The following is a 25,796-nucleotide window of genomic DNA, read 5'->3' as shown; positions in this document are numbered from 1 at the left end:
GTCGTACACCCTTTAGCTTAATGTTTTATTAATGGCTTCGAGCACGCGGTCCGCTTGGAACGGTTTCACGATAAAGTCTTTTGCGCCGGCTTGAATCGCGTCAATAACCATTGACTGCTGGCCCATAGCCGAACACATGATGATTTTCGCCTGCGGATCGATTTGTTTAATTTCCTTTAGAGCTGTAATCCCGTCCATTTCAGGCATTGTAATATCCATTGTCACAAGGTCGGGGGAATGCTCTTTGAATTTTTCGACCGCCTGCGCTCCGTCTGAAGCTTCAGCTACAACGTCAAAACCGTTCTTCACTAAAATATCTTTGATCATCATTCTCATAAATGCTGCATCGTCTACAATTAAAATTCTGTGTGCCATAATCTGTTTCTCTCCTCTATGTTCGCTTATTTTAAATTGTTAAGGCGGTCTGCCTGACTTAAAATATCAGTGACTCTCACGCCGAAGTTTTCTTCTATAACAACGACCTCGCCCTTTGCCACGATCCGCTGGTTGACCAGGATGTCAACGGGTTCACCAGCCAGCTTGTCAAGCTCAATAATACTTCCCGCAGAAAGTTCAAGGATTTCTTTGACGCTTCTCTTCGTTCTGCCGAGCTCAACCGTAACGGAAAGCGGAATATCCATCAGCATATCAAGGTTATTCCTTGATCCTTGCGCCGCTTCGTTATGATCAAACGCCTGGAATTCCACCGGAGCGACTTGAACAGGAGCAGCTTTTTTGGCGGTTCCCTGTCTCTTCGGAAGCTCGGGTTTTGCCTGCGGCTCCGGCTGCATGGCAGGTTCCGGCTGCGGCGTTTCGTATGTTTCCTGTGGTTCTGATACGGTTTCTGCGGCCTCGGACTCATGCTGGTCCGCAGTCATTAGTTCTGCGATCAGATCTTTCGCAAACGTAATCGGATAAAGCTGCATGATGCTCGAATCGATTAATTCACCGACTTTCAGACGGAATGACACTTTTACGAGCAGGTCATCCTCAGGTATTCTGTCGGTCCCTTTTTCTTCTGTCACATCCAGAAGTTCAACCCTTGGCGGAGAAATGTCAATCTTTTTACTGAACACGGTCGACATTGACGTCGCAGCCGAGCCCATCATTTGATTCATTGCTTCCTGCACGGCGCTCAGGTGGATTTCACCGAGTGACGGATCGGCGCCCAGGCCGTCTCCGCCGATCATCAAATCCGCGATGATGGCCGCGTCGCTTTGTTCGACGACGAGCAAATTGCTGCCGTCAAAGCCTTCTGTGTAGTTCACTTCAATGGCAACATACGGATGAGGAAATTCATCACTGATTTTGCTTTTTGAAATGACGGTCACACTCGGCGTCGTAATGTCCACTTTTTGATTTAAAAGAGTGGACAGCGCCGTAGCCGAGCTGCCGAACGAAATATTCCCGATTTCTCCGATCGCATCGCGCTCAAGTTCAGACAAGTTCGCCTCTTGAGGCTGTTCTGTATCCTCTGATTGACTGCTTGTGCCGTTAAGAAGAGCATCGATTTCATCTTGAGATAATCTATTGTTCATCTTGTTCACCTCTTATGTCGTGATCTAAAATTTGCACTGCCTGTCTTCGATTCACCCGGCCGGCCTGCCCTAAAAACTTCGGTTTGTTTCCGACCAATACAGTAAGAGGATCAGTCACTGATTTGTCCAGAGTTATACAGTCCCCGACTTCCAAACTTAAAAATTCTTCTATTGTCAGTTCAGAAGCGCCCAAGAGAGCCACAACGGGAATTTGAGCCGTCATGATGCGCTTTTCAAGCAACTTCGTTTCTTCGGGCTTCGCTTCATTCCGGTCTGATTGCATCCAATAATGTACGGAAAGCTTAGGGATAATCGGCTCAAGTACGACATGGGGAATACAAAGATTAATGACACCGCTGATTTCACCTATCTGTGTATTGAGAGAAATGACAACGACTGTTTCATTTGGGGAAACCATCTGTACAAACTGAGGATTCACTTCAAATTCAGTCATTTCAGGGTCAATATCAGCAATCGATTGCCACGCTTCTTTGTAGTTGCCCAGTGCATTTTCAAATAAGTTAGAAATAATATTCGTTTCAATTTCCGTAAGGCTGTCAGCTTTGTTATGAGTGATGCCGATGCCTCCCATGACGCGGTCAAGCATTGCGTATGCGATGGTGGGATTAACCTCCATCATGATTCTGCCTTCCATCGGATGGACATCGAATAAATTTAAAATCGTCATGTTCGGTATGGAACGGATAAATTCTTCATACGGCACCTGATCAACTGAGCTGACGGATATATGAATATACGTTCTGAGCTTGGCGGAAAAGTGTGTTGTGAGAAGCCTCGCAAAGTTATCATGTATCCGGGTTAAACTGCGTATCTGATCTTTCGAGAATCTGAGAGCCCGTTTAAAATCATATACCTTTACTTTTTTCTCTTTTACTTCCTTTTTCAGCTCTTCCGCATCCGCCTCACCCGTGGAAATGGCGGAAAGCAGTGCGTCTATTTCATTTTGGGAGAGAACTTCTCCTGACATTTTCTTCACCTCCGTATTCTGTCAAATTTGTTTTTATTGCAGATTAAAGGAGGTAATGTACACTTTCTGAACTTTTCCTTCTTGGAGATAGCTGTTTACTTTCTCTTTTAATGATTGTTTAAACGCTTCTCTTCCTTTATCTCCCTCAATCTCTCCGGCGCTTGTGTCGGCTAAAATGGAAATGATGTTGTCTTTCACCTGAAAATCGCGTTTTTCAAGTTCTTCCTTCGCTTTAGCCGAGTCGGTTTCAAGCTTGATGCCGATACGGATGATGCTGTCAGACTTTAAGTTTGTCGTAATATCGTCGACAGACACAGTGGCTGCAACGACTTCGTCAATTGTCGGCTTTTTATCTTTGCCGGAATTTCCGCTGACGACAAAATATGCTGCCGTTCCGAGGCCGGCGATGACAATTAAAATAATCAGCAAAATGATGACTAATTTTTTCTTCATTCTTCTTCCTCTATTCCCTGATCCAGTGAAAATATTTGTATGCTATGGTAAAACGATATGACTTTTTTGAGAACTGCTTCTTCCGGTTCTTTCACTACGAACTTTTTACCGTTGGACAGTGTAATCGTCGTGTCGGGGAAGCACTCAATCTGTTCGATAAACAGCGCGTTCAGCGTAAAAGGCTGGCCGTTTAAACGGGTGACTTGAATCATGCAATCCGGAGAAGCGGCCTAACCGCCTCTCCTCCCTCCTTACCGTTTCAGATTAACCAGCTCCTGAAGGATTTCATCTGAAGTCGTAATGATTTTTGAGTTTGATTGGAAACCCCGCTGAGCAACGATCATTTCGGTAAATTCATCTGTCAGATCTACGTTTGACATTTCAAGATAGCCTGCCAAAAGCTTACCCGTTCCGTTTTCGCCCGGAGTGGTGACTGCGCTCGCAGCTCCTGAACTTAATGATTCTCTGTAAAGGTTGCCTCCGATTTTTTCCAGACCGGCGCTGTTAGGGAACGTGACCAGACCGATTTGTCCGGCATCATGAACTTCATCCCCTGCATCAGTGTATGTAACGGTTCCGTCTGCACCGATGCTGTAATCTTTCGCATCAGTCGGAATATTGATTTTGCCGCCGCCGATTTTTTCAAGGTAGTACCCGTCAGTCGTAACAAGGTTCCCTTGATTGTCCTTTCCGAAATTCCCCGCACGTGTGTAAACAATTCCCGCACCTGTATTAATCTGAAAGTAGCCGTCTCCGTCAATGGCTAGGTCGGTTTTATTCTGTGTAGCCTGCGGGGCGCCGGTTGAATGAACGACATCAATGGAAGAAGTCGCGGCACCCAAGCCGATTTGTTTTGAATTGGTCACGTTTGAACCGCCGGCGACTGTCTGGCTGATCATATCTTTAAATGTAACGCGGCTTTTCTTAAATCCCACTGTGTTGACGTTGGCGATGTTATTGCCGATTACATCTAGTTTTGTCTGAAAGTTTTTCATGCCGCTGATACCGGAATATAATGAACGTAACATGTTAAATTCCCCCTGGGTTTCTTTTTATTTAGATGTTTCGCTGACGGCCGTGACATTCCACGGACTGACCTCTTTGCCATTTTCAAGCACGAGCACGTAATTGCCGTTTGAATGCTTGACTGAATTGACCGGGCTTGTCTGATCCTTCCCGTCGCTGTCGCTGAATGTGACATTTTTGCCGATCCAGTTCACATACATCGTAAACGGATCTTGATTTTCTACAAATTTAGTCATCGTCGTATTCATATTCATCATTTGCTCCAATGAAGAAAATGTCGCCATCTGGCTGATGAATTCTTTGTCATCAACCGGATTGAGCGGGTCCTGGTTTTGAACCTGTGTCATTAAGATCTTCAGGAATTCGTCTTTCCCTAAATTCGTGCTGCTGTTTACTGCGGAGGTGCTCTTCGCGCTTGAAGTGGCTGAAGCGCCCGCCGCGGCATAATCCGAGTTTACTGATGTCAACTATTCTTCCTCCATTTCATTGAGAGAAAGCTCCTCCAGCATATCTCCGAAATCGCCTGACTGCTGCTGGTTCTTCTGCTCTCTCTGTCCCTGATGCTGCTGTTTATTGTGATCGGCCGTCTGTCCGTAAACAGGCTGCTGATCCCCGCTTTGAAGCGGGACTGTAAAACGGTCGACTTGGACCGCCATATTCGGAAGCGACTGTTTCAGCTGAGGAAGATGCTGTTCCAGCAGCTCTTTCGCAGACTGGCTGGATGCGATTATTTTGCTTTGAAACATCCCGTTTTCGTTTGTCACCTTAATTGTGACAAATCCGAGGTTCTCGGGATTAAGACGAATCGTAAAGCTTCCGGTTGTTTTCCCGAAAGGCGTGTATTTCATCTGTTTCCAGCCGCTGATGACCTGATCCGTTAACGGTTTATTTTCTGCCGGCTGCTGTTCAGCTCCTGCGGACGTTTGCTGAATGCCGGCAAGGCTTCTCGTTCCCGAAAACAGTATATGTGCAGACAATTTGCTGTCAGGCGCATTTGCGTGAGAAACCGTGCCGCCGTTTTGCTGTTCTGTTTTCCCGGCTGACTCTTGGGATGATTCAGATGATTGAGATAACACAAAAGCTTTCAGCTCAGTTTCAGCCATATCCCAATCCTTTGTTCCCTTTTGAGAAAGGCCCGCAAGCTGCTCCGTGACGCTTTGAAAGCTCTTCAGCTCAGCGGCTGTCATGGAGTAAAGTTTAGATGCAGATTCGTTTTTCGGAAAAAATGTCTGCCGCAGGTCTTGAATCACGCGGTCCGGGACACCTTGTTTTTTCAATGCCTCTAATAAACGGGCGCCTTCCTGGTAAACCGCCTTTGCCTGCGCGCTGTCAGGCAGTTCCTGCTGAGATGTGAAGAGCTGGGATACGGCTTCTTGAATGAACAGCAGCCCCTTCTCAAGCGCATCCTTGACGGAATCCCCGTCTTTTGCGGAAGAATCCGGCTCATCCGTTTCAGGCTTCTCCCCATGCTGTTTTCCCGCTAACATGTCTTCAACAGATTCGGCAAGCTGTTTCAATAAAGGAAGAGCTGTTTCAGCCGTCTGCTTTCCTTCAAGAGCTTTTACCGCCTCAAGCAGCTGTTTCAGCTGCAATTCTTTATCTTCCGGGCCGGCTTTCAGCCAATCACCGATTTTCGATAGGGCATCATTCAGCTCTGCGTCACTTGTTTTTGTTTCATCTCCGGGCTGCCGGGGACAAGTGATTTCCGACAGGAGCCAGTTCTGAAATAGACCTAAGCTGTTTACATTCATCTTCACATTGCTGTTTTGCGCAGTCTGCGTACGATTACCCGTTAATTCAAGCAGCTTCAACTTACATCACTCCTTATTTCCGTCAGCGGATAGTTTTTCTGTATATTTAGCCGCTTGTTCAGGAGTCATTTTCGTCAAGATTTCAGCAAGCTGCTTTTTACTTAATCCGTTTAAAATATCGAGGGCTTCTTTTTCTTTCAGCTTTACGATAATGCTTGCCGCTTTACCGCTGTCCATACTTTTATAGATGTTGATCATTTTATCTTTTCCGGCTGAATCCGAAGCGTCTTTTTTCGTTTCATCCGTCTTCGTTTTCTGCTGCTGTTCAGCTTCCTGTTTCAGTGAACGGATTTTCTGATTTAGATTATCGATTTCGGACTTGCTTGTGTCTAAATCTTTATTCAAAATGTTAATTTCACTTTTTTGTTCCTTTATGGTCTTTTCAAGAGAAGCCGTTCTGTCTTCCTTCTGCTTTTCCGCCGCGCTTTTCATTTCTTTCGTTTCGGGAACCAATTCTTTTAAAACAGGCGTTTTAGCGGCTGTTTCCTGAATCGGCTTCATCACATCAACGCCGGCAGCCCAAAGGATGATGCTTGCGACGATGATCAGAAAAATCAGCGGGATCATGATAAAAAGCAGGATTGAACCGAACTTTCCAGATCTCTTTTCTTTATCGGCCATTTCATTCGCTCCTAATGCCCCTGAATCATAAACTGCTTGATTGAAATGTCGTCCATTTCCCTCATCTCTGCAGCTTTGTCTTCAAGTGCGAACATATTAAATTGTTTTTCCCGCATTTTTTCAAATTTCTTTACTTCAATGTTTTTTTCGGTGAGCTGTTCCTGCTTCTCATTCATTTCATTTCGTTTCATGATGACAAGCTTTTGATAATGATAGATGGTGTTCTCAAGATTGGAAACGAATTGCTGATAATGTCTCATTTCCTGAACGCTCATCCCGCATTTCAGCTTTGATTCTTTGTCTTTTTCGAGCAATTCTTTTTTGCTCATATTTTCATATAGTTTTTCAGCCACTGTCTCAAATTCAGAAACCGATTGTCTGTATTCAGTCAATGTTTGGTCTTTTTCATTTTCTTTTAATTCCAGCAGCTTTTGAAATCTGAATTGGTATGCCACGATGTTTATTCCTCTTTTCCTGTCAGACTCGTCAATGCCGCAATGCTGTCTTCCAATTGAGCAGGTTCTTCCGTTCCTTGTTTTAAAAATTGAATAAGCTGCGGATAAAACTGAATCGCTTCATCAATTTCTCTTGATGACCCTCTTTTGTAAGCTCCGATATTAATGAGATCTTCAGAGTTTTGATAAGTTGACAGAAGATCGCGGAATTTGTTGGCCGCCTCTATATGCGATGTGTCTGAAATATTAGACATGACCCTGCTGATGCTTTTCAGGATATTCACGGCCGGGAACTGCCCTTTGTTGGCAAGCGCCCGATCGAGAACGATATGCCCGTCTAATATTCCGCGCACCGTATCGGCAATCGGTTCGTTCATATCATCTCCGTCAACGAGAACCGTATAAAAAGCGGTTATCGTTCCTTGTTCATTCGCGCCCGTTCTTTCCAGCAAACGGGGCAAAATAGCGAACACGGAAGGTGTATATCCTTTTGTTGTCGGCGGTTCTCCCGCTGCCAGGCCGATTTCCCGCTGAGCCATCGCGACCCTCGTGACGGAGTCCATCATGAACATCACATTCCGGCCTTTATCGCGGAAGTACTCTGCAATGGCGGTGGCCGTATACGCCGCTTTCAAACGCATTAAGGCGGGCTGATCAGAGGTCGCGACTACGACGATCGAGCGTTTCAGGCCTTCTTCGCCTAAATCCTTCTCGATGAATTCACGCACCTCGCGCCCCCGTTCACCGACGAGTGCGATAATGTTTAAATCAGCTTCAGTCTGCTTCGCGATCATTCCCATCAGGGTGCTTTTTCCGACCCCGCTTCCGGCAAAAATCCCGATTCTCTGCCCTTTTCCTACCGTCAGCAGACTGTCAATCGATCTGACGCCGACACCCATCTTTTCCCGTATCGGCGGGCGTTTCATCGGGTTTGGAGGCGGCTGTTCCGTCGAAACGGGGGACAAACCTTTCGGAAGCGCCCGGCCGTCAAGAGGTTCGCCGAACGCGTCGACAACTTGTCCGATTAAACCCGCGCCTACTTTGATGCGGAGCGACTCCCCAGTGGCCTCCACAATACTGCCCGGCGCGATGCTGGCCGCTTCCAGATAAGGCATTAACAGAATGTTTTCATCCTGGAAGCCTACAACCTCAGCTTTAATCGCTTTTTTCGCATGGCCTTTCGGATAAATGAGACAAACATCTCCGATTGAGCTTTCGGGCCCTTTTGATTCAATCATCAGCCCGATGACCCGTTTAACCTTGCCGTAGCGTTTGTACGGATCCGCTGTTTCAATTGAGTCTATTAAATACTGTGTCTTCATTGCTCCGCTCCCGCCTCAAGCGCCGTTAAAAGTTTTTGCTTTAATTGCATCAGCTGGGTGTCTATGCCTGCATCGACACGTCCGAACGGAGTTTCTATCGAGCACGTTCCCTTCGCGGCTTTTTCATCGGCATATAAGCTTAATCTGCATTCTTTGTATAACAGCTGCTGAATTTCGTCCATATGCTGATGAACCGTCTCATAATATTCAGGGTCCACATAGATGGAGATGTCATCATAATCTTTTACTTCGGCTACTACCTGTTTGACCAGCAGAAGGAAAGCCTCTTTATCATCACTTTTTTGCCGCCATACTTTTTTAGCGAGCGCAACGGAAAGCTCAATGATTTCTTCCTCAGCGCTTTCCAGTTTTTCCTCGACTGACTGTCTTGCCATTTCCATAACGGCATTGGCCCGGCTGATGAGATTAGCGTATTCAGCTTGAGCCTCGGCTTTTCCCAATGCCATGCCTTCTTCATATCCTTCTGCCTTTGCTTCTTCTATCAATCTTTGTTTTTCTTCCGCCCAGCGGTTTTTCTCTTCTTCAATCTGCCGAAGAGTGTGCTCTAATTGATTTTTCGCTTCTTCAGACACCCTGTCGGCTTCGGCCTTGGCAAAAGCCATGAGAGCCTCTGGATTTTCGGGTTCCTCCCGGTCTGGCTGGGAATGTGTTTTCCTGACTTCCTGCAAGGAAAGCTTGCGCCGTTTTTGTTCAGGAGAAAATGATGATTGCTGTTTAATGATATTAGACAATAATATCGTCTCCTCCGCCTCGCGCGATTACAATTTCTCCGGCTTCTTCCAGCTTGCGGACGACGCCCACGATTCTTGATTGCGCCTCTTCCACATCACGCAAACGCACAGGCCCCATAATTTCCATTTCCTCTTTAAACGTTTCAACCATACGCTGTGACATATTGCTGAACACGATTTCTTTGACTTCCTCGCTTGCAACCTTCAACGAAAGCAGGAGGTCGTCGTTTTCAACGTCTCTGATCACGCGCTGAATCGCACGGTTATCAAGGGTGACAATATCTTCAAAGACAAACATCCGTTTTTTGATTTCATCCGCCAACTCAGGATCTTGGATTTCTAATGAATCAAGAATCGTTTTTTCCGTTCCTCTGTCTACGCCGTTTAACACTTCAACAACGGCTTCTATGCCGCCGGTCTGCGTATAGTCCTGCGTAAAGGAGGAGGACAGCTTTTGTTCAAGGACCCGCTCCACTTCATTTATGATTTCAGGAGACGTTCTGTCCATAACCGCAATCCTTCTTGCCACCTCAGCCTGAACGTCCGGGTTCAGCTCAGACAAAATCTGTCCGGCCTGCACCGGGTCAAGGTAGGATAAAATCAGCGCCATCGTTTGCGGATGTTCCTGCTGAATGAAATTTAAAATCTGTTCGGGCTCCGCTTTTCTCGCGAAATCAAACGGCTTTACCTGCAAAGAAGAGGTGAGCCTGTTTAAAATGCTTACCGCTTTGTCTTCTCCGAGCGCTTTTTCAAGCACTTGGCGGGCGTAATTTAAACCGCCTTGTGAAATATAGTCCTGAGCGATTGCGATATTATGAAATTCTTCAATGATTTCATCTTTTCTTTGATGATCGACGCTTCTGACTCCCGAAATCTCGAGTGTCAATCTTTCAATTTCTTCTTCAGACAAATGCTTGTACACAGAAGCTGATACATCAAGGCCTAAGGAAATCATGAGGATGGCTGCTTTTTGTTTTCCTGTAAGCTTGTTCTGATCACGTTTCGCCATTTTCCATTCCCCCTAATCCTCGTCCAGCCAGCTTCGAAGCAATTTAGCAAAGTCTTCCGGTTTTTCTTTAGCCATTTTTTCAAGCTGTTTTCGTCTGACTGTTTCTTCCGTTTCAATTTTCTCTTCGTTGATATCAGGCAATCGAACCGGCTCCGGCGGTGTTTCATATTCATATTCTTCGTATTCATCCTCTTGTGAGCGTTTCTTTCTGATAAGGAGAATAATAAGCAGAATAATGGCCGCAAGCAGTACGCCGCCTGTAATGTATACCCAGATCGGAAGACCTGAAGATTGTGCCGAATCTGTGTTCAGGCTTGTTTTTCCGTCAAACGGCTGAACGGATACAACGATTTTATTGTTGATATCATTGTCTGTCAGGTTTTGATTTTGCGTTTCGTTTTTATCAAGAGACGTTCTGACGACCGTTCCTAAAATCTTCTGTATATCAGCCTGTCTCTGTGCTGATAAGGAAGCGGCATTTTTCGGATTAGGCGGCTCCACCATGACCTGAATGCCTAAATCACGCACTTTATACGGGCTTTCAGCGATTTCTTTATGAATGCGGTTGACTTCATAGTTGATTTTATTGCTGCTTTTTTCGTAGTCCCCGCTGTTTGAACCGTCATTTGTACCTGCATAATTTTTGTTCGCGATATCATCGCTTCCCGTTCCGGCCGTGCCGCCGTTGGCCGCACCGTCGCCTTTATACGTTTCCGCAACTTTTTCGGCGCTTACCGCTATGCCTTCCATGTTATCTTTATCGACAGGTTCGACAGTGTCTTCAGTGCGTTTTTCCTTCGTGAAGTCAATATCCGCCGTCACGGAAACAACGACCTTATCCTGCCCCATCATTGTGCCGAGCAGTGACTGAACATGTTTTTGAACGTCCTTTTCGACCTGCGACTTAATACCTTGCTGAGAAGCATAACTGTCAGAAACGGACCCTGCACCGCTGTCACTTTTGTCATAATATGTAGAATTTTGATCCATTATGACGATATTATCTTCTTTTAAGTTCGGAACACTTTTAGAAACGAGATGGTACAGCCCGTTGATCTGGTTTTGATCAAGCGAGTAGCCCGGTTTCATCTGCAAAACGATTGAAGCGGACGCTACCGGCTGATCTTCACCGACGAACACGGCTTCTTTCGGCATATTGATCATGACCTTCGAGCTTTTAATACCGTCCATTTCATTTATCAGGTTTGACAATTCGGTCTGAGTCGCCTCAACCTTTAAAACGTCAAACTCATTATCCGTCAGGCCGAAGCCCGCATTTTGTCCGAAAAACGAATAATCAATTGATCCCGTTTTCGGCAGGCCTTCTGCGGCAAGCTGGACTTTAAGCGAATCCACTTGGCTCTCAGGAACCTTAATGACCGTGCCGCCGTCAGCAAGTTCAGAAGACACCTTTTTCGTATCGAGCTCTTCTTTAATCTTCCCCGCTTCTTCCGCGGACAAATCTTTATAAAGAGGCACCATCTTTTCAGACGAAGTAAAAATAATAACGACGATGAGTAAAATAATGAATGCGGCCAAGCCGCTTACCATGAGTATCTTCTGTGTTTTTGATCTGTTGTTCCAAAACGCTGCCGTTTTGGTTTTCATTTGCATTAGAGTACGATTCATGTTAACCCCCGGTCATTCCAGTCATTCTCTTCAATCTGACCACTACATCTGCATTCTCATGATCTCCTGATAGGCTTCCACGGCTTTATTGCGGAATTCGGTAGCGGCCGTCAGAGAAATATTTGCTTTTTGGGCAGCGATCATGACCTCGTCAAGGTTTACATCCTTTCCTGCAGCCAGTTCGTTCGTTATTTGGTCAGATTTCACTTGTGACTCATTTAACGAATCAATAGAGTTTTTTAAAAGCTCCGAAAAGCTTGTTTGGTTTGAAGAATCAGTTTTTTGAGTTTGGTTTAATTGATTCGTTACGTTTTGAGTGTTTTGGGTTTGTTGAAGCTGAAAAGGAGTAATAGCGTTAACCACTTACATCACCTTACTTTCCGATTTCTAAAGCCTTCAAAAGCATGCCTTTGGAGGCGTTTAATGCAGTTACGTTTGCTTCATATGATCTCGTGCTGCTGACAAGATCCACCATTTCCTTTAATGGATCTACATTTGGTTTTTGTACATATCCGTCTTTATTCGCATCAGGATTCTCCGGATCATAAACGAGGTTAAAAGCGGACGGGTCTTCCGTAACACCAGATACCTTTACGCCATTTCCCGCGCTTCCTGTTCCGTTCATCTTGGAATGTAAAAGGGACGAAAATGATTCGCCTCCGGATTGGAGAGATACCAGCTTTCTTCTGTAAGGCACCCATTCGCCATTTACCTGCTTCGCTCTCGTTGTATCCATATTGGCCAGGTTGGACGATACGACGTCCATCCGGACACGCTGTGCAGTTAAAGCGGAACCCGAAATATTTAAGCTTTGAAAGCCACTCATTATTTTCCTCCTGTCAAGACGGTTTTCAGAGAATTGAATTTGCCGCTCATTCTTTCAACCAAAGCCTGATAATTAATTTGGTTTTCGGCTAAATCTGTCATTTCTTTGTCGATATCGACATTGTTTCCGTTTTGCTGGTACGATGTATCACTGCTGGACACGATAGAATAATCGTCCCCCGAACCCGTAAAGTCAACGTGCCGATAGTCGGTTTTTACAGCCTCAAGATTGGATGTTTCCTGATCTAACAAATTTCGGAAAGAGACTTTTTTTGCCTTATAGTTCGGTGTATCTATATTGGCGATATTATTAGTTAAGACTTTTTGCTTAATGTCCGCTCTCCCCAAGGCATTCTCAAGATTTTGTATAGTTCCAGAAAATAAGTCCAAATCCACTTACCTCCATTTCAGATATTTTTCTCCTAAAAATCCTTGTCGAGAATTGTAAAACCATATGCTTATTGTAAGAAATAACAGGCTTAAAGTCTATGAAGTTAGGCTAAAAAAAAGTGCTCAATTATATCTATTTTGCATGTGGGTATTAAGTCCTAGAATATTTGTACTACAAGGATTTGTTTAATATAAGACTGAAAATAGCAGAATTTCTGTATCTTCCTCCTTTTTTCACACAGCAAGATGGATTATCTCAGATCAGATTCCAATAAGCAACTTTAAACTGCAACTTTTCACCTATTGTCCATAAAAAAAGCAGGACCCCCATTTTCAGGGATCCTGCTTTTGTCTTAATGAGATTTAAGGTTTTCCAATTCAATAAGGAATTTGTTGTTCAGAACTTTAATGTACGTTCCCTTCATTCCCAGTGATCTGGATTCAATGACGCCTGCGCTTTCCAGTTTTCTCAGCGCGTTAACGATTACTGAACGCGTAATGCCGACACGGTCCGCAATCTTACTTGCCACAAGCAAGCCTTCGTTTCCGTCAAGCTCTTCAAAGATATGCTCAATCGCTTCAAGTTCACTGTAAGACAGAGAACTGATCGCCATTTGAACAACTGCTTTGCTTCGCGCCTCTTCTTCGATTTCTTCCGCTTTTTCTCTTAAAATCTCCATTCCTACAACGGTTGCTCCGTATTCAGCAAGAATGAGATCATCATCTTCAAATTGATCCTGCAGACGGGACAGAATCAGCGTGCCCAGTCTCTCTCCTCCGCCGATGATCGGCACGATCGTTGTTAAGCCCGCTTGGAACAGGTCTCTGTTTTCCACAGGAAACGCCGTGTATTCGCTGTTGATATCAAGGTTTGAAGACGTCTCCGGAACATTGAACAGATTTCTCGTGTACTCTTCCGGGAACTGGCGGTCTTCAAGCATTTTTTTCATGCGTTCATTTTCAATCTGCTGATTAATAGAGTAGCCCAAAAGCTTTCCTCTGCGGCTGACGACGAAAATATTAGAATCAATGACGTCACGAAGCGTTTCAGCCATTTCTTTAAAGTTTACGGGTTTGCCTGCCGCAGCCTGCAGCATGCTGTTAATAATTCGTGTTTTTTGTAGTAAAGCCATGATAAATAATCCTCCTAGAATTCCTCTTATTAAATTTTCACAATATAAATTGACTTAGATCTTTGTTGTTTGCAATCGTTCCGAGCTTTTCTTCAACGTATTGCGGCGTGATGGCTACTTTTTCCATCGTTACGTCCGGCGCTTCAAACGACAGGTCTTCCAAGAGACGTTCCAATATCGTGTGAAGCCTTCTCGCTCCGATGTTGTCCGTATCCTGATTCACATGATAAGCCACTTCGGCGATCTTACGAATAGCTTCGTCAGAAAATTCAAGAGATATACCTTCTGTCTGCAATAAAGCCTGATATTGTTTTAACAGCGCGTTATCGGGTTCGACGAGAATCTTCACAAAATCATCTACCGTCAGTTTGCTCAATTCTACACGAATCGGAAAGCGGCCCTGCAGCTCCGGAATCAGATCAGACGGTTTGGCCATATGGAATGCCCCGGCTGCGATAAACAGCACGTGATCTGTTTTGACGGAGCCGTATTTCGTGACGACGGTAGATCCTTCGACAATCGGAAGGATATCTCTTTGAACGCCTTCTCTCGATACATCTGCTGAGGAAGAAGCCCCTCCGTTTTTTGCGATTTTATCTATTTCGTCAATAAAGATAATGCCGCCCTCTTCAGCTCTTAACACGGCCTCTTGGCCGACTTCATCCATATCGATTAATTTGCCTGCCTCTTCATTGGTCAGAACCTTCCTTGCTTCTCTGACCGTCATTTTGCGGCGTTTTTTCTTTTTTGGCACCAGATTGCTCAGCGCATCCTGCATATTCATGCCCATCTGCTCCATCCCGGAGCCTTGCAGCATGTCAAACATCGACGGCTGCTGCTCTTCCACCTCTACGGAGACGTAATGGTCTTCGAGCTCTCCCAATGCGAGCTGATGCGCCATGCGCTTTCTTTTCTCTTCAAGGCTTGCTTCTTCCTGCTGGTCGGTTTCATCATCATTTGCCGCCTGGCTTCCTCCGAAAAGCATTTCAAACGGATTTTTCACACCCGCTTGTTTTTTCTTTCCCGGAACGAGAAGCCGCACTATACGTTTGTTTGCATTTTCTTCAGCCTGTTCTTTCACTTCGCTGATTTTTTCTTCTTTAATGAGCCGCACGGATGTCTCAACGAGGTCTCTGACCATTGATTCAACATCTCTGCCTACATAGCCGACTTCTGTAAATTTTGTCGCTTCAATTTTTATAAATGGCGCACCGGTAAGCTTGGCGATCCGTCTGGCGATCTCTGTTTTCCCCACCCCGGTCGGGCCCATCATCAGGATGTTTTTGGGAACGATCTCGTCTCTCAGTTTTTCATCAAGAAGACTTCTGCGATAGCGGTTTCTTAATGCCACGGCGACAGCTTTTTTCGCATCCTGCTGTCCTACAATGTATTGATCCAACCGATCTACGATTTGTCTCGGTGTTAACGGTTTGTTTTCCATGCGCCTCAAGTCCTTTCTATTCAAGTTCTTCCAAAATGATCTGATCGTTTGTGTACACACAAATCTCGCCCGCGATTTTCAAAGCGGCTTTTGCAATATCTTTGGCGGACAGATTCTCTCCGGCATAGGTTTTCAGCGCTCTTCCTGCTGACAGGGCGTAGTTTCCGCCGGAGCCGATTGCCAAAATGCCGTCATCCGGCTCAATCACTTCACCTGTTCCCGATACGAGAAGCAAGGTATCCTGGTTCATGACAATCAGCATGGCTTCCAGCTTACGCAGCACTTTATCGCTGCGCCATTCTTTCGCAAGCTCAACCGACGCACGTTTTAAATTGCCGTTGTATTCTTCAAGCTTCGCCTCAAACATTTCAAAAAGTGTGAAAGCGTCTGCAACAGATCCCGCAAATCCGGCCAGAACCTTTCCGTTAAACAGCTTTCTCACTTTTCTCGCGGTATGTTTCATGACTACAGCCTGACCGAATGTGACCTGGCCGTCTCCTGACATAGCGCTTTTCCCGTTATGCCGGACGGCAAAAATCGTTGTCGCATGAAAAGATGACATGAGAAGGGCCTCCTTTTAATTTTCTTTAAAAGCTCTCGGGTGGTGGGACATATATGTGTTTCTCAGCATTTCCTTCGATACATGCGTGTATATCTGCGTAGAAGACAGATTGGAATGGCCCAAAAGCTCCTGGACACTTCTTAAATCAGCCCCTTCATTCAGCAGATGAGTCGCAAACGTGTGCCGAAGCATATGCGGGTGTATATGTAAAGTGCCGGATGCTTTTTTTACAAGCCCGCTTAAAATATACCGGATTCCTCTGGCGGTCAGCGGGCCGCCTCTTTGATTGACAAACAGCACATCATGAGGCTCTTTTGCTTTTTCAAGCAGGCACTGCCTTCCGCTGTTGATATACAGCTCCAGCGCATCACGGGCATATGAGCCGAACGGGATATAGCGCTGCTTCTTGCCTTTCCCGTGAACGAGCACCGTATCCATGAACAGGTCAAGATCGCCGACAGTAAGCGTACAGCACTCACTGACCCTCATTCCGGTCGCATAAAGAAGCTCAAGCAGGGCCTGATCGCGCATCCCTGACGGCTGACTTCTGTCTGAAACAGCGAATAGTTCCTCAAGTTCTTTTTCATAAAGAAACTTCGGAATCCGTTTCTCTTGTTTCGGCAGATGAACAAGCTGAAACGGATTCTCTTCAACAAGCTTTTCCCTCATTAAAAATTTATAGAAGCTTCTCAAAGCTGAAATTTTCTTGCTGATTGTTTTTCTTGACAGGCCTTTTTCATAAGCCTCTGTCAAAAATATTCTCACATCATGATATGCAGCTTCTTTCATTCCATTTATATTTTGAGCATGCAGAAACATCCCAAATTCTTCAATCGAATTAACATAATTCACAATAGTATATTGTGAATAATTTTTTTCAATTTGTAAATATTCAACGAATAACTTTAAAAAAAAGTTAACATTCTCAGTCATTATGAAGACCTCCCTCTCCGAAGGGCTTTTAAATGGTATCATATAATGCATCGAAGTTGCAATGAAAAGCTATATCGTTTTCGAAATAGTTTGAATAGTCTCAATTGCGCGTTTAGCGTATTCTTCATTTCGTTCTTTTTTGTTTTTAATTTTTACAGGCAATTCTTTTAAGAGGCCGAAGTTTGCATTCATCGGCTGGAAGTTCTTCTGATTTGTCGTCGTAATGTAGTGAGCCATGCTTCCGATCGCCGTCTCCTGCGGGAATGTCACAAGATCCTGACCGAGCACAAGTTTGGCGGCATTGATTCCCGCTACAAGACCTGAAGCGGCAGATTCAACATAACCCTCTACGCCGGTCATTTGGCCCGCGAAAAACAGATCGTTCCGCTGTTTAAATTGATATGTCGGGTTCAAAAGGCTCGGCGAGTTGATAAATGTGTTTCTGTGCATGACGCCGTATCTGACGATATCAACATTTTCAAGGCCGGGGATCAGTTTAAGCACTTCTTTTTGATCTCCCCATTTTAAATGTGTCTGAAAACCTACAATATTATAAAGCGTTCCCGCCGCATCATCCTGTCTGAGCTGAACGACTGCATAAGGGCGCTTGCCTGTTTTCGGATCTTCCAGTCCGACCGGTTTCATCGGTCCGAACAGCATTGTTTTCTTGCCTCTTTTCGCCATGACTTCAATCGGCATGCAGCCTTCAAAGAAGATTTCTTTCTCGAATTCTTTTAAAGGTACCGTCTCAGCAGTCGTCAATGCTTCATAGAAACGGTCGAACTCTTCCTCTGTCATCGGGCAGTTTAAGTACGCCGCTTCTCCCTTGTCATAACGGGATTTTAAGTACACTTTCTCCATATCAAGACTGTCTTTTTCGACAATCGGCGCCGCCGCGTCATAAAAATACAGATACTCTTCTCCCGTGAGCTCTTTCAGCTGCTGTGAAAGCGATTCTGACGTAAGCGGTCCGGTCGCGATAACCGTCGGGCCTTCCGGAATCTCTGTTACTTCCTCAGTAAGAACCGTTACGTTCTGATGGTTTTTCACGAGATCCGTCACGCTTTGCGCAAATTCATGACGGTCAACGGCAAGCGCTCCTCCGGCCGGAACCGAGCATTTATCAGCAGATTGAATGATTGCCGAGTCAAGCGCCCGCATTTCTTCTTTTAATACGCCTACCGCATTGGCGAGTGTATTTGAACGGAGGGAGTTGCTGCATACCAGTTCGGCGAATTTATCAGTATGATGGGCTGCCGTCTGCCTGACGGGCCGCATTTCATATAGTTTCACTTGAATTCCTCGTTTTGCAAGCTGCCATGCCGCTTCACTTCCGGCAAGGCCTGCTCCGATTACATTAACTGTTTGCTGGTTCATTTCTTTTCATCTCCTGTTGTTTGTCCCTTCCACACAAAGAAGGTGAGCAAGGCTCTGCTCACCGCTACTTCTGTGGTTCTTCCTTATAATCGCATTCGACGCATTGGACTTGTATGCCTTTTTTAAGCTTTTTCTCTACGAGCATATTTTCACATTTCGGGCATTTTCGTTCAATCGGTTTGTCCCAAGATACGAAGTCGCATTCAGGATAACGGTCACAGCCGTAAAAGACGCGTTTCTTTTTTGATTTTCGTTCGACAATGTTTCCTTCATGGCACTTAGGACATTTTACGCCGATTTGTTTGACAATCGGTTTTGTATTCCGGCAGTCAGGGAAGTTGGAGCACGCCATAAATTTGCCGTATCGGCCCATTTTATAAACCATCCGGGAGCCGCATAATTCACAATCTTCATCGGCGTATTCAGGTTCGATTTCCACTTCTTTCATTTCGGCTTCCGCTTTTTTCACGCGTTTTTCGAAGTCGGTGTAGAAGCTGTCAATGATTTGAACCCATTCTGTCTGGCCATCTTCAACATGGTCAAGGTCTCTTTCCATTTTAGCCGTGAATTCAACATTGATGATTTCCGGGAAAAACTCCATGATAAGATCCAGCACGATCTGCCCAAGCTCAGTCGGCACAAACCGTTTATTGTCTAATCCCACGTAACCGCGGCGCTGGATGGTGTCAAGAGTCGGCGCATATGTCGAAGGACGGCCGATCCCCAGTTCTTCAAGTGTTTTAACCAGGCGCGCCTCTGTATAACGCGGAGGCGGCTGAGTAAAGTGCTGCTCAGGCTCAATATCTTTCGATAAAACCGTATCTCCCTCTTTAAGGTCCGGAAGCATGCGGTCTTTTTCTTCCAGCTGATCGTCTTTACCCTCTACATAGACTTTCATGAAGCCGGCGAATTTGACTTTACTTCCGTTTGCCCGGAATGTCAATCCGTTATTGCTGAGATCGACGCTCATCGTATCAAGGACGGCAGGCGCCATCTGGCTTGCAACAAAGCGCTCCCAAATCAGCTTGTATAATCTGAGCTGGTCTCTTCCAAGCACCGCTTTTAAGTCGGCAGGTTTTCTGAGCACCGAAGTCGGGCGGATTGCTTCGTGGGCATCTTGAGCGTTTTCATTTTTCTTTGCCGGTTTCCGTTTTCCCGCTAAGTACTCTTTTCCGTACGCCTGATCAATAAAAGCTGACGCTTCTTCAACGGCTGTATTGGAAATCCGCGTTGAGTCCGTTCTCATATACGTGATGAGCCCGACTGTTCCTTCTTTGCCGAGATCAATTCCTTCATATAATTGCTGAGCGATCATCATCGTTTTCTTCGCTCTGAAATTCAGCTTCCTGGCAGCCTCCTGCTGCAGAGTGGACGTTGTAAACGGCAGAGCGGGATTTCGTTTGCGCTCTTTTTTCGTAACCTTGTCAACTGTATACTTATTCCCTTTCAGCTGAGCAAGGACGGCTTTTACGTCTTCTTCACTTTTTAAAGGAAGCTTTTTGCCGCTTTTCCCGAAAAATCCGGCTTCAAACGTCTCTTTTCCCTTTAAAAATGAGCCGGTAATCGTCCAGTACTCTTCAGGTTTAAAGTCGTTGATTTCCTTTTCCCGGTCGATGATCAGCCGGAGCGCAACGGATTGCACACGGCCCGCACTGAGGCCTTTTTTTACTTTTTTCCAAAGAATCGGGCTTATTTTGTATCCGACGAGTCTGTCTAGTATGCGGCGCGCCTGCTGCGCATCGACAAGATCCATATTAATCATGCGCGGATGTTTAAATGATTCTTTAATGGCGTCTTTCGTTATTTCATTAAAGACGACCCGGCAGTCCGAGCTGAGATCCAGATCAAGGCTGTGTGCGAGATGCCATGCAATCGCTTCCCCTTCTCTGTCGGGGTCGGCCGCGAGATAGACTTTTTTTGCTTTCTTTGCCGCTGTTTTTAATTCTTTTAAAACAGGGCCTTTTCCGCGGATCGTAATATATTTCGGTTCAAAGTTCTGTTCGATGTCAACTCCCATTTGACTTTTCGGAAGATCCCGGACATGTCCCATTGAAGCTTTGACTTTATATTTCTTCCCTAAATAACGTTCAATCGTTTTCGCCTTTGCCGGCGATTCCACGATGACTAGATAATCAGACATTTTCATCCCCCTCAAGAGGTGTTCTCTCTCTTTTCAAGTATCAATTCATTTTAGAGCTGCCTTTTTATGGCTTTCAACATTTCATTCTTTATGATGAACGTCATTTTATACATGAAAATAATGTGCAACTTTAAATCCTCACTATTATTAAATATTACAATACCGTTTGTCAAACGATATTTCAAAAGGGTTCCGTATACTGAACGCATCGGGCGGTCAGCTCTCCGTCAATATCCTCTGCGCATAATACAGCTTTCGCCCCTTCTTGAATGAGTTTTATAGGTCCTCCGGAATATGGATTAAATATGGAACCCGGAACGGCAAATACCTCTCTGCCTTGATCGAGGGCCTGGTAAGCTGTGATTAATGAACCGCTTTTTTCTTTTCCCTGCACGACCACAATTCCTTCACTTAGTCCGCTGATTATGCGGTTTCTCATCGGAAAGTGCCATTTTTTCGGCTTTGTTTCAGGAGGATGTTCTGAGAGTAGGAGATGGTGTTCAGCCATGTATTCTGCTAACAGGAGATTTTCCCGGGGATAGATATGATGGAATCCGCCGGCTATCACGCCGATCGTAAGCCCTTTTGCCCTGATGCTCGCCTTATGAGACAATCCGTCTATACCGGATGCAAGCCCGCTTACAATGACCCAGCCTTTTTTTGAGAGTTCGGCGGAAAGATGCCCAGCCGCTTTTATTCCGTCTTCCGTCGGTTTCCGCGTTCCTACAATCCCGATTTTTCTGCCTTTTTCAAGAAGCAGCGTGTTCCCTTTTGCATACAAGACAGCCGGCGGATCATAAATCGCTTTAAGCCATGTTGGATAACGGCTTGATGAAATCGGAATGACAGTAATGCCTTTGCGGCGGTAATCGGACAGAACTTCATCAAGTTCCGGTTCCTTGCGCTCTATTTCCCGAAAAATTGCTTCCGGGGCTGTTTTCCCTTCTGATAAAACAGTTAATGGATGCGGATCCGGTAAAAAAGACAGAGAGTGATCAGCTTTCCACCATTTTAATAGAAGAGACGGGGAAATGATTTGATTAATACTGCAGACCATTAAACAGCGCAATGCTTGATCCAAATCTGGCAACCTCCTCTTTTTTCAGCAAAAACAGGAACAGCCGTTACGGCTGCCCCTGCTTCGATCAGTGCGTTTTGCACGTTTCAAATAAGTCTTTTTCTTTCAACACCTTAATCAGCGTTTCACCCATTACAGAAGGGGTTTCCGCGACTTCAATTCCGCAGGCGTTCATCGTTTTGACTTTTTCTTCTGCCGTGCCTTTTCCTCCGGAGATAATGGCGCCCGCATGGCCCATGCGTTTTCCCGGAGGCGCGGTTTTACCGCCGATAAAGCCGACAACAGGCTTCGTCATGTTCGCTTTCACCCACTCAGCCGCTTCTTCTTCAGCTGTGCCGCCGATTTCTCCGATCATGATGACGGCATGTGTTTCTGGATCTTCATTGAACGCTTTTAACACGTCAATAAAGTTCGTGCCGTTGACCGGATCGCCGCCGATCCCTACAGCGGTAGATTGGCCTACGCCGGCTTCTGAAAGCTGATGGACGGCCTCGTATGTCAATGTTCCTGAACGGGATACAACGCCTACATGGCCCTTTTTATGAATGTATCCCGGCATAATGCCGATCTTGCATTCTTCAGGTGTAATAACACCCGGGCAGTTCGGCCCTATTAATCTCGTTTTCTTGCCTTCCATAAAGCGCTTCACCTTCACCATGTCCAAAACCGGAATGTGCTCAGTGATACAAATGACAAGATCAATTTCCGCGTCAACCGCTTCCATAATTGCGTCCGCCGCAAACGGAGCCGGCACGTAAATAACTGACGCATCAGCGCCCGTTGTATGAACCGCTTCTGCGACCGTATTGAATACCGGTACGCCTTCCGCTTCCGTTCCGCCTTTTCCAGGTGTTACACCGCCAACGATATTCGTGCCGTATTCCAGCATCTGCTTTGTATGAAATAAAGCGGTAGAACCTGTAATCCCCTGTACAATAACTCTTGTATCTTTATTGATAAAAACACTCATTATCTGGTCCCCTGCCTTTCATTCTTTCCTAAACTAAGGATACGATTTTCTGTGCGCCGTCTGCCATTGATTCCGCAGATGTGATGTTTAAGCCTGATTCATTCAGGATTTTCTTTCCTAAATCTACGTTTGTCCCTTCAAGGCGCACGACCAGCGGCAATGTCAATCCGACTTGTCTCGTCGCTTCAACAACGCCCTCGGCGATGACATCACACTTCATGATGCCTCCGAAAATATTAACGAAAATTCCTTTTACGTTTTGATCGGAAAGAATGATTTTAAAAGCTTCCGTCACTTTTTCTGCGGTTGCGCCGCCCCCGACATCAAGGAAGTTTGCAGGTTCTCCGCCGTAGTGTTTAATGATATCCATTGTAGACATTGCAAGACCCGCGCCGTTTACCATGCAGCCGATATTTCCATCAAGGGAAATGTAGCTTAAATCGTATTTTGACGCTTCGATTTCTTTCGGATCTTCTTCATCTAAATCTCTGTATTCCATAATGTCTTTTTGTCTGTATAACGCATTGCTGTCGAAGTTCAGCTTAGCATCCAGCGCCATGACGTTTCCGTCCCCCGTAACGACGAGAGGGTTGATCTCGGCGATGGAGCAGTCCTTCTCAACAAATGCTTTATATAAGCCGAGCATAAATTTAGCGGCTTTGCCGACAAGCTCTTTCGGGATGTTAATTGCGAATGCAATTTCCCTTGCCTGATAGCCCTGAAGGCCGACAGCCGGATCAATTACCGCTTTTTTAATTTTTTCAGGTGTTTTTTCCGCTACTTCTTCAATCTCCGTTCCGCCTTCTTCAGACGCCATTAAAACGATTCTTGAAGTAGCGCGGTCAAGTACAAGCCCGACATAGTATTCCTTTTTAATATCGCAGCCTTCTTCAATAAGTAAGCGTTTTATTACTTGTCCGTCCGGACCCGTTTGATGTGTGACGAGCGTCTTGCCTAACAGTTCTTCGGCATACTCTTTCACTTCATCTTTTGTTTTTGCAATCTTTACCCCACCAGCTTTGCCGCGGCCGCCAGCATGGATTTGCGCCTTTACGACATAAACCGAGCTTGACAGGCTCTCTGCTTTTTCAACTGCTTCCTCTGCTGTAAAAGCCACTTTACCTTCAGGAACAGACACCCCGTATTTTCTGAGGACTTCTTTTCCCTGGTACTCATGGATATTCATTTCCCATCCTCCTAACTTATGTAGCAAAACTAAAAATAGACTGCGCTTTCATTCTATATAATACTGGAAGAATTGTCTAGGGTTCAAAACAAAATCTTTATATCCTTCCAAACATTCTAACTTTTATTTTATTGAAAATATAAATTTAAACGGAGTCCGGGAAATGAATGGTCCTTATTTTTCGTTTTTCAGGGTTTCGTCCAGTCTGTAAACAAATGAAAAAATTTCGGCAACGGTTTCATAAAGCGCCTCCGGTATCTGATCGTCAACCGTCAAATGGCGCATTAATTCGACAAGGGTTCTGTCTTCCTGAATGGGGACCCCAGCCTTCTCAGCTTCTTTTATAATATTTTCCGCCACGTGCCCTCTGCCTGTTGCGACAACCTTTGGAACTTGGTCTTTCTGCCGGTCGTAATGCAGGGCGACAGCTCTTCTTAACGGCGTTTGCTCTTTCATATTTTCACATCCACTTTTCTTCCGCCGTCTTTTTCTATAAACTCTTCCACAAGAGCGCTCTGGTCTTTCGGGCGCCGTTTTTTAGCCGTGACGCCTGACAGGCTGAAGCCCGTTTCTTTTACGGCTTCTTTTAAAGCCGGTACGAGAGGGTCGATGGCCGCCTGAAGCTCAAAATCAGTCTCAACCGTAATGGTCATTACATTTTGCTGAATCATGCAGTCCACAACGGTTTCTTGCAGTGTTTCAAGATGCAGCAAAAACAGGAGCCTGCAATGTGACGGATCGAGTTTTCCGTCCGGCTTCTTCCGTCCTTTAAAGAGAACTGTGATGTCATTCTCATACGCGGACGCTCCCAGCGGAAATGACAGTACCATCTGCGTAAAAGAAGGGTTATGCTGCTCAATAAACAGCTGGCCGTTTAATTTATGAATAAGCGGTTCCGCCTCTTGTTTAACGGATTGGGGCGCTTCTTGAAGCGTCCGGACGGCTTGGAGGGCTGTTTTCAGCGCTTGTTTCTCCGGCTGCGGAGACATGCCTTTTTCAAGCGCTGTAATAAATGATAATTCATCACGCGTGCCCAGTCCTTTTTTGATTTTCTGCAAAAGGCTTAATACATCATGTTTTTCCGCATATTTCAATTCGGTGAGCTGAACGGCTTTTTCGAAAACAGCCGCCTCCTGTTCTGTCAGACGTGCGTTTTGAAGAACAGGTGCTGTTTTAAATGTTTTTTCTTGAGAAATGAAAGCCTTAATGATCTCCGCCGTTACTTTTACGGGACGGTTTTCAGTTTTTTCTGCCGATGTCATTAATTTCTCTATAATCTGTTTTGCCGTTTTTTCAGGCAGTTCCGGATCTGTCCGTGCACTCGGAGGAGAAGGTTGGCTTGAGACTGCCTTTCCGTTTTCACGAGTCTCTCGGACAAATAGTGATTGTTTTGATTCCGTCCGTTCTCCTTCATCCATCAGCCCGGTTTCTGAGATCGGCATGCGTGCAGCCTCGGCAAGCTTCTTCAAGAGACGTTCTGCATGTAGATCCGTTTCCGCGTTTAACACGTCAGAAACCGCCTCTTTGAGCACAGACAGCTCTTTTGCCGATTGCGGAGCCTGATTGATTGCCTGAAGCAGTCCTGAGAGGAGGCGACGGGCCGGAACCGGATATTTAACGGCATGAATGGCTGACAAGACTTCCGGATGTGCGGGCAGTTCCCGTTTCAGCGCAAATACGATTGTTTCCGCCGCTTTTTTCAATTCGGCGGCCGGAAGCGATTCAGCCCAGCGGATGCAAGCTTTGAGGCTGTTTTCCGTCATCGGCAGCTTCTGCTGCATAAATGTTTCGGCAATCTGCAGAGACACAGGGCCCGGTTTGACAGAAAGAGCGTTTAACAGTCTTCCCGCCGCTTCCTGAACGGTTTTCGGGCTTCCTTCGAATTGGTCAATGACATGAAGCCGGCCCGTTTTTTCCGCCGGCTGTTTGTCATAAGAAAACCAGTAATACGCCTGCGGACGAAGGGCGGTTTCAAGTTTTCCCTGCATCGTCCGGCCGCCGATTTGGATAAGGGCGCTTTGATCGTCCAGCAAACGGAGAACCTTCCCTAACAGCAGCCTTTGAGCGCCGCTGTCTTTACCGCCGTCTTGCCGGTCCGGAGGGATTTCCGCCGTCAGCTGTCTGAAAGCCGCTTGGATTTCGCCGCTTATGTTCATG

Annotated in this window: 28 protein-coding genes; all 28 read right to left on the bottom strand. The window is 45.7% G+C overall.

Going from position 1 to position 25,796, the window contains the following annotated elements; genetic code table 11:
• Positions 1-12 precede the first annotated feature (12 nt).
• On the bottom strand, positions 13-375 hold the full coding sequence (cheY, locus tag J6600_RS08270) for a chemotaxis protein CheY (RefSeq protein WP_003154238.1): 363 nt from the start codon (positions 373-375) through the stop codon (positions 13-15).
• 26 nt (positions 376-401) lie between these two features.
• A complete protein-coding gene (gene fliY / locus J6600_RS08265; RefSeq protein WP_014417774.1) occupies positions 402-1,538 on the bottom strand; it encodes a flagellar motor switch phosphatase FliY in 1,137 nt (378 codons plus the stop codon).
• On the bottom strand, positions 1,528-2,526 hold the full coding sequence (gene fliM / locus J6600_RS08260) for a flagellar motor switch protein FliM (protein WP_003154240.1): 999 nt from the start codon (positions 2,524-2,526) through the stop codon (positions 1,528-1,530). The genes fliY and fliM overlap by 11 nt, the downstream gene beginning before the upstream one ends.
• A gap of 33 nt (positions 2,527-2,559) precedes the next feature.
• Positions 2,560-2,979: a flagellar basal body-associated protein FliL gene (gene fliL, locus J6600_RS08255; protein WP_014417773.1), complete on the bottom strand. Its 420-nt coding sequence runs from the start codon at positions 2,977-2,979 to the stop codon at positions 2,560-2,562.
• A complete protein-coding gene (gene swrD / locus J6600_RS08250) occupies positions 2,976-3,191 on the bottom strand; it encodes a swarming motility protein SwrD (RefSeq protein WP_003154243.1) in 216 nt (71 codons plus the stop codon). The genes fliL and swrD overlap by 4 nt, the downstream gene beginning before the upstream one ends.
• A gap of 39 nt (positions 3,192-3,230) precedes the next feature.
• Positions 3,231-4,007, bottom strand: a complete 777-nt coding sequence (flgG, locus tag J6600_RS08245; protein WP_007409783.1) for a flagellar basal body rod protein FlgG — start codon at positions 4,005-4,007, stop codon at positions 3,231-3,233.
• Between the two features lie 24 nt (positions 4,008-4,031).
• Positions 4,032-4,472, bottom strand: coding sequence for a flagellar hook assembly protein FlgD (flgD, locus tag J6600_RS08240; protein WP_029973465.1), 441 nt, complete (start codon positions 4,470-4,472; stop codon positions 4,032-4,034).
• A complete protein-coding gene (locus J6600_RS08235) occupies positions 4,473-5,816 on the bottom strand; it encodes a flagellar hook-length control protein FliK (RefSeq protein ID WP_209388237.1) in 1,344 nt (447 codons plus the stop codon).
• 6 nt (positions 5,817-5,822) lie between these two features.
• The gene (locus J6600_RS08230; RefSeq protein ID WP_015388236.1) at positions 5,823-6,437 is read right to left on the bottom strand and encodes a MotE family protein; all 615 of its coding nucleotides are present in this window, start codon (positions 6,435-6,437) and stop codon (positions 5,823-5,825) included.
• 11 nt (positions 6,438-6,448) lie between these two features.
• On the bottom strand, positions 6,449-6,892 hold the full coding sequence (gene fliJ, locus J6600_RS08225; RefSeq protein WP_003154253.1) for a flagellar export protein FliJ: 444 nt from the start codon (positions 6,890-6,892) through the stop codon (positions 6,449-6,451).
• Positions 6,893-6,897: 5 nt separating this feature from the next.
• Positions 6,898-8,214, bottom strand: coding sequence for a flagellar protein export ATPase FliI (gene fliI, locus J6600_RS08220; protein WP_007611430.1), 1,317 nt, complete (start codon positions 8,212-8,214; stop codon positions 6,898-6,900).
• Entirely contained in the window at positions 8,211-8,966 is a 756-nt protein-coding gene (gene fliH / locus J6600_RS08215) for a flagellar assembly protein FliH (RefSeq protein ID WP_038458013.1), read from the bottom strand. The genes fliI and fliH overlap by 4 nt, the downstream gene beginning before the upstream one ends.
• Complete coding sequence (fliG, locus tag J6600_RS08210) at positions 8,959-9,975, bottom strand: flagellar motor switch protein FliG (protein WP_003154256.1); 1,017 nt, start codon at positions 9,973-9,975, stop codon at positions 8,959-8,961. The genes fliH and fliG overlap by 8 nt, the downstream gene beginning before the upstream one ends.
• Positions 9,976-9,987: 12 nt before the next feature.
• Positions 9,988-11,604: a flagellar basal-body MS-ring/collar protein FliF gene (fliF, locus tag J6600_RS08205; protein ID WP_209388236.1), complete on the bottom strand. Its 1,617-nt coding sequence runs from the start codon at positions 11,602-11,604 to the stop codon at positions 9,988-9,990.
• Positions 11,605-11,646: 42 nt separating this feature from the next.
• Positions 11,647-11,967, bottom strand: a complete 321-nt coding sequence (gene fliE / locus J6600_RS08200; protein WP_007409777.1) for a flagellar hook-basal body complex protein FliE — start codon at positions 11,965-11,967, stop codon at positions 11,647-11,649.
• Between the two features lie 10 nt (positions 11,968-11,977).
• On the bottom strand, positions 11,978-12,430 hold the full coding sequence (flgC, locus tag J6600_RS08195; RefSeq protein ID WP_003154259.1) for a flagellar basal body rod protein FlgC: 453 nt from the start codon (positions 12,428-12,430) through the stop codon (positions 11,978-11,980).
• On the bottom strand, positions 12,430-12,819 hold the full coding sequence (flgB, locus tag J6600_RS08190; RefSeq protein ID WP_003154260.1) for a flagellar basal body rod protein FlgB: 390 nt from the start codon (positions 12,817-12,819) through the stop codon (positions 12,430-12,432). The genes flgC and flgB overlap by 1 nt, the downstream gene beginning before the upstream one ends.
• 353 nt (positions 12,820-13,172) lie before the next feature.
• Complete coding sequence (gene codY, locus J6600_RS08185) at positions 13,173-13,952, bottom strand: GTP-sensing pleiotropic transcriptional regulator CodY (RefSeq protein ID WP_209388235.1); 780 nt, start codon at positions 13,950-13,952, stop codon at positions 13,173-13,175.
• 37 nt (positions 13,953-13,989) lie between these two features.
• Positions 13,990-15,393 (bottom strand): ATP-dependent protease ATPase subunit HslU, encoded by a 1,404-nt coding sequence (hslU, locus tag J6600_RS08180; RefSeq protein WP_017417774.1) that lies wholly within the window; start codon positions 15,391-15,393, stop codon positions 13,990-13,992.
• Between the two features lie 16 nt (positions 15,394-15,409).
• Positions 15,410-15,955 carry an ATP-dependent protease subunit HslV gene (gene hslV / locus J6600_RS08175; RefSeq protein WP_014417767.1) on the bottom strand — a complete coding sequence of 182 codons (546 nt, stop codon included), beginning with the start codon at positions 15,953-15,955 and terminating at the stop codon, positions 15,410-15,412.
• A 15-nt stretch (positions 15,956-15,970) separates the two neighbouring features.
• Positions 15,971-16,888: a tyrosine recombinase XerC gene (gene xerC / locus J6600_RS08170; protein WP_007409774.1), complete on the bottom strand. Its 918-nt coding sequence runs from the start codon at positions 16,886-16,888 to the stop codon at positions 15,971-15,973.
• A gap of 69 nt (positions 16,889-16,957) precedes the next feature.
• Positions 16,958-18,265 (bottom strand): FADH(2)-oxidizing methylenetetrahydrofolate--tRNA-(uracil(54)-C(5))-methyltransferase TrmFO, encoded by a 1,308-nt coding sequence (trmFO, locus tag J6600_RS08165; protein WP_209388234.1) that lies wholly within the window; start codon positions 18,263-18,265, stop codon positions 16,958-16,960.
• A 64-nt stretch (positions 18,266-18,329) separates the two neighbouring features.
• Positions 18,330-20,405, bottom strand: coding sequence for a type I DNA topoisomerase (gene topA, locus J6600_RS08160; RefSeq protein ID WP_014417765.1), 2,076 nt, complete (start codon positions 20,403-20,405; stop codon positions 18,330-18,332).
• Positions 20,406-20,586: 181 nt separating this feature from the next.
• Entirely contained in the window at positions 20,587-21,486 is a 900-nt protein-coding gene (gene dprA / locus J6600_RS08155; protein ID WP_209388233.1) for a DNA-processing protein DprA, read from the bottom strand.
• A gap of 64 nt (positions 21,487-21,550) precedes the next feature.
• Complete coding sequence (gene sucD / locus J6600_RS08150) at positions 21,551-22,453, bottom strand: succinate--CoA ligase subunit alpha (protein WP_209388232.1); 903 nt, start codon at positions 22,451-22,453, stop codon at positions 21,551-21,553.
• A 28-nt stretch (positions 22,454-22,481) separates the two neighbouring features.
• Positions 22,482-23,639, bottom strand: coding sequence for an ADP-forming succinate--CoA ligase subunit beta (gene sucC / locus J6600_RS08145; protein ID WP_003154283.1), 1,158 nt, complete (start codon positions 23,637-23,639; stop codon positions 22,482-22,484).
• A gap of 174 nt (positions 23,640-23,813) precedes the next feature.
• The gene (locus J6600_RS08140; protein WP_014417762.1) at positions 23,814-24,095 is read right to left on the bottom strand and encodes a FlhB-like flagellar biosynthesis protein; all 282 of its coding nucleotides are present in this window, start codon (positions 24,093-24,095) and stop codon (positions 23,814-23,816) included.
• Positions 24,092-25,795, bottom strand: coding sequence for a glycosyl transferase (locus J6600_RS08135; RefSeq protein WP_209388231.1), 1,704 nt, complete (start codon positions 25,793-25,795; stop codon positions 24,092-24,094). The genes J6600_RS08140 and J6600_RS08135 overlap by 4 nt, the downstream gene beginning before the upstream one ends.
• Between the last annotated feature and the right edge of the window lies 1 nt (position 25,796).

The organism is Bacillus sp. LJBV19 (assembly GCF_017797845.1).
Lineage (GTDB): Bacteria > Bacillota > Bacilli > Bacillales > Bacillaceae > Bacillus > Bacillus velezensis.
Note: the sequence above shows the minus strand (reverse complement) of the source record. Positions and strands in the feature narration are given on the sequence as shown.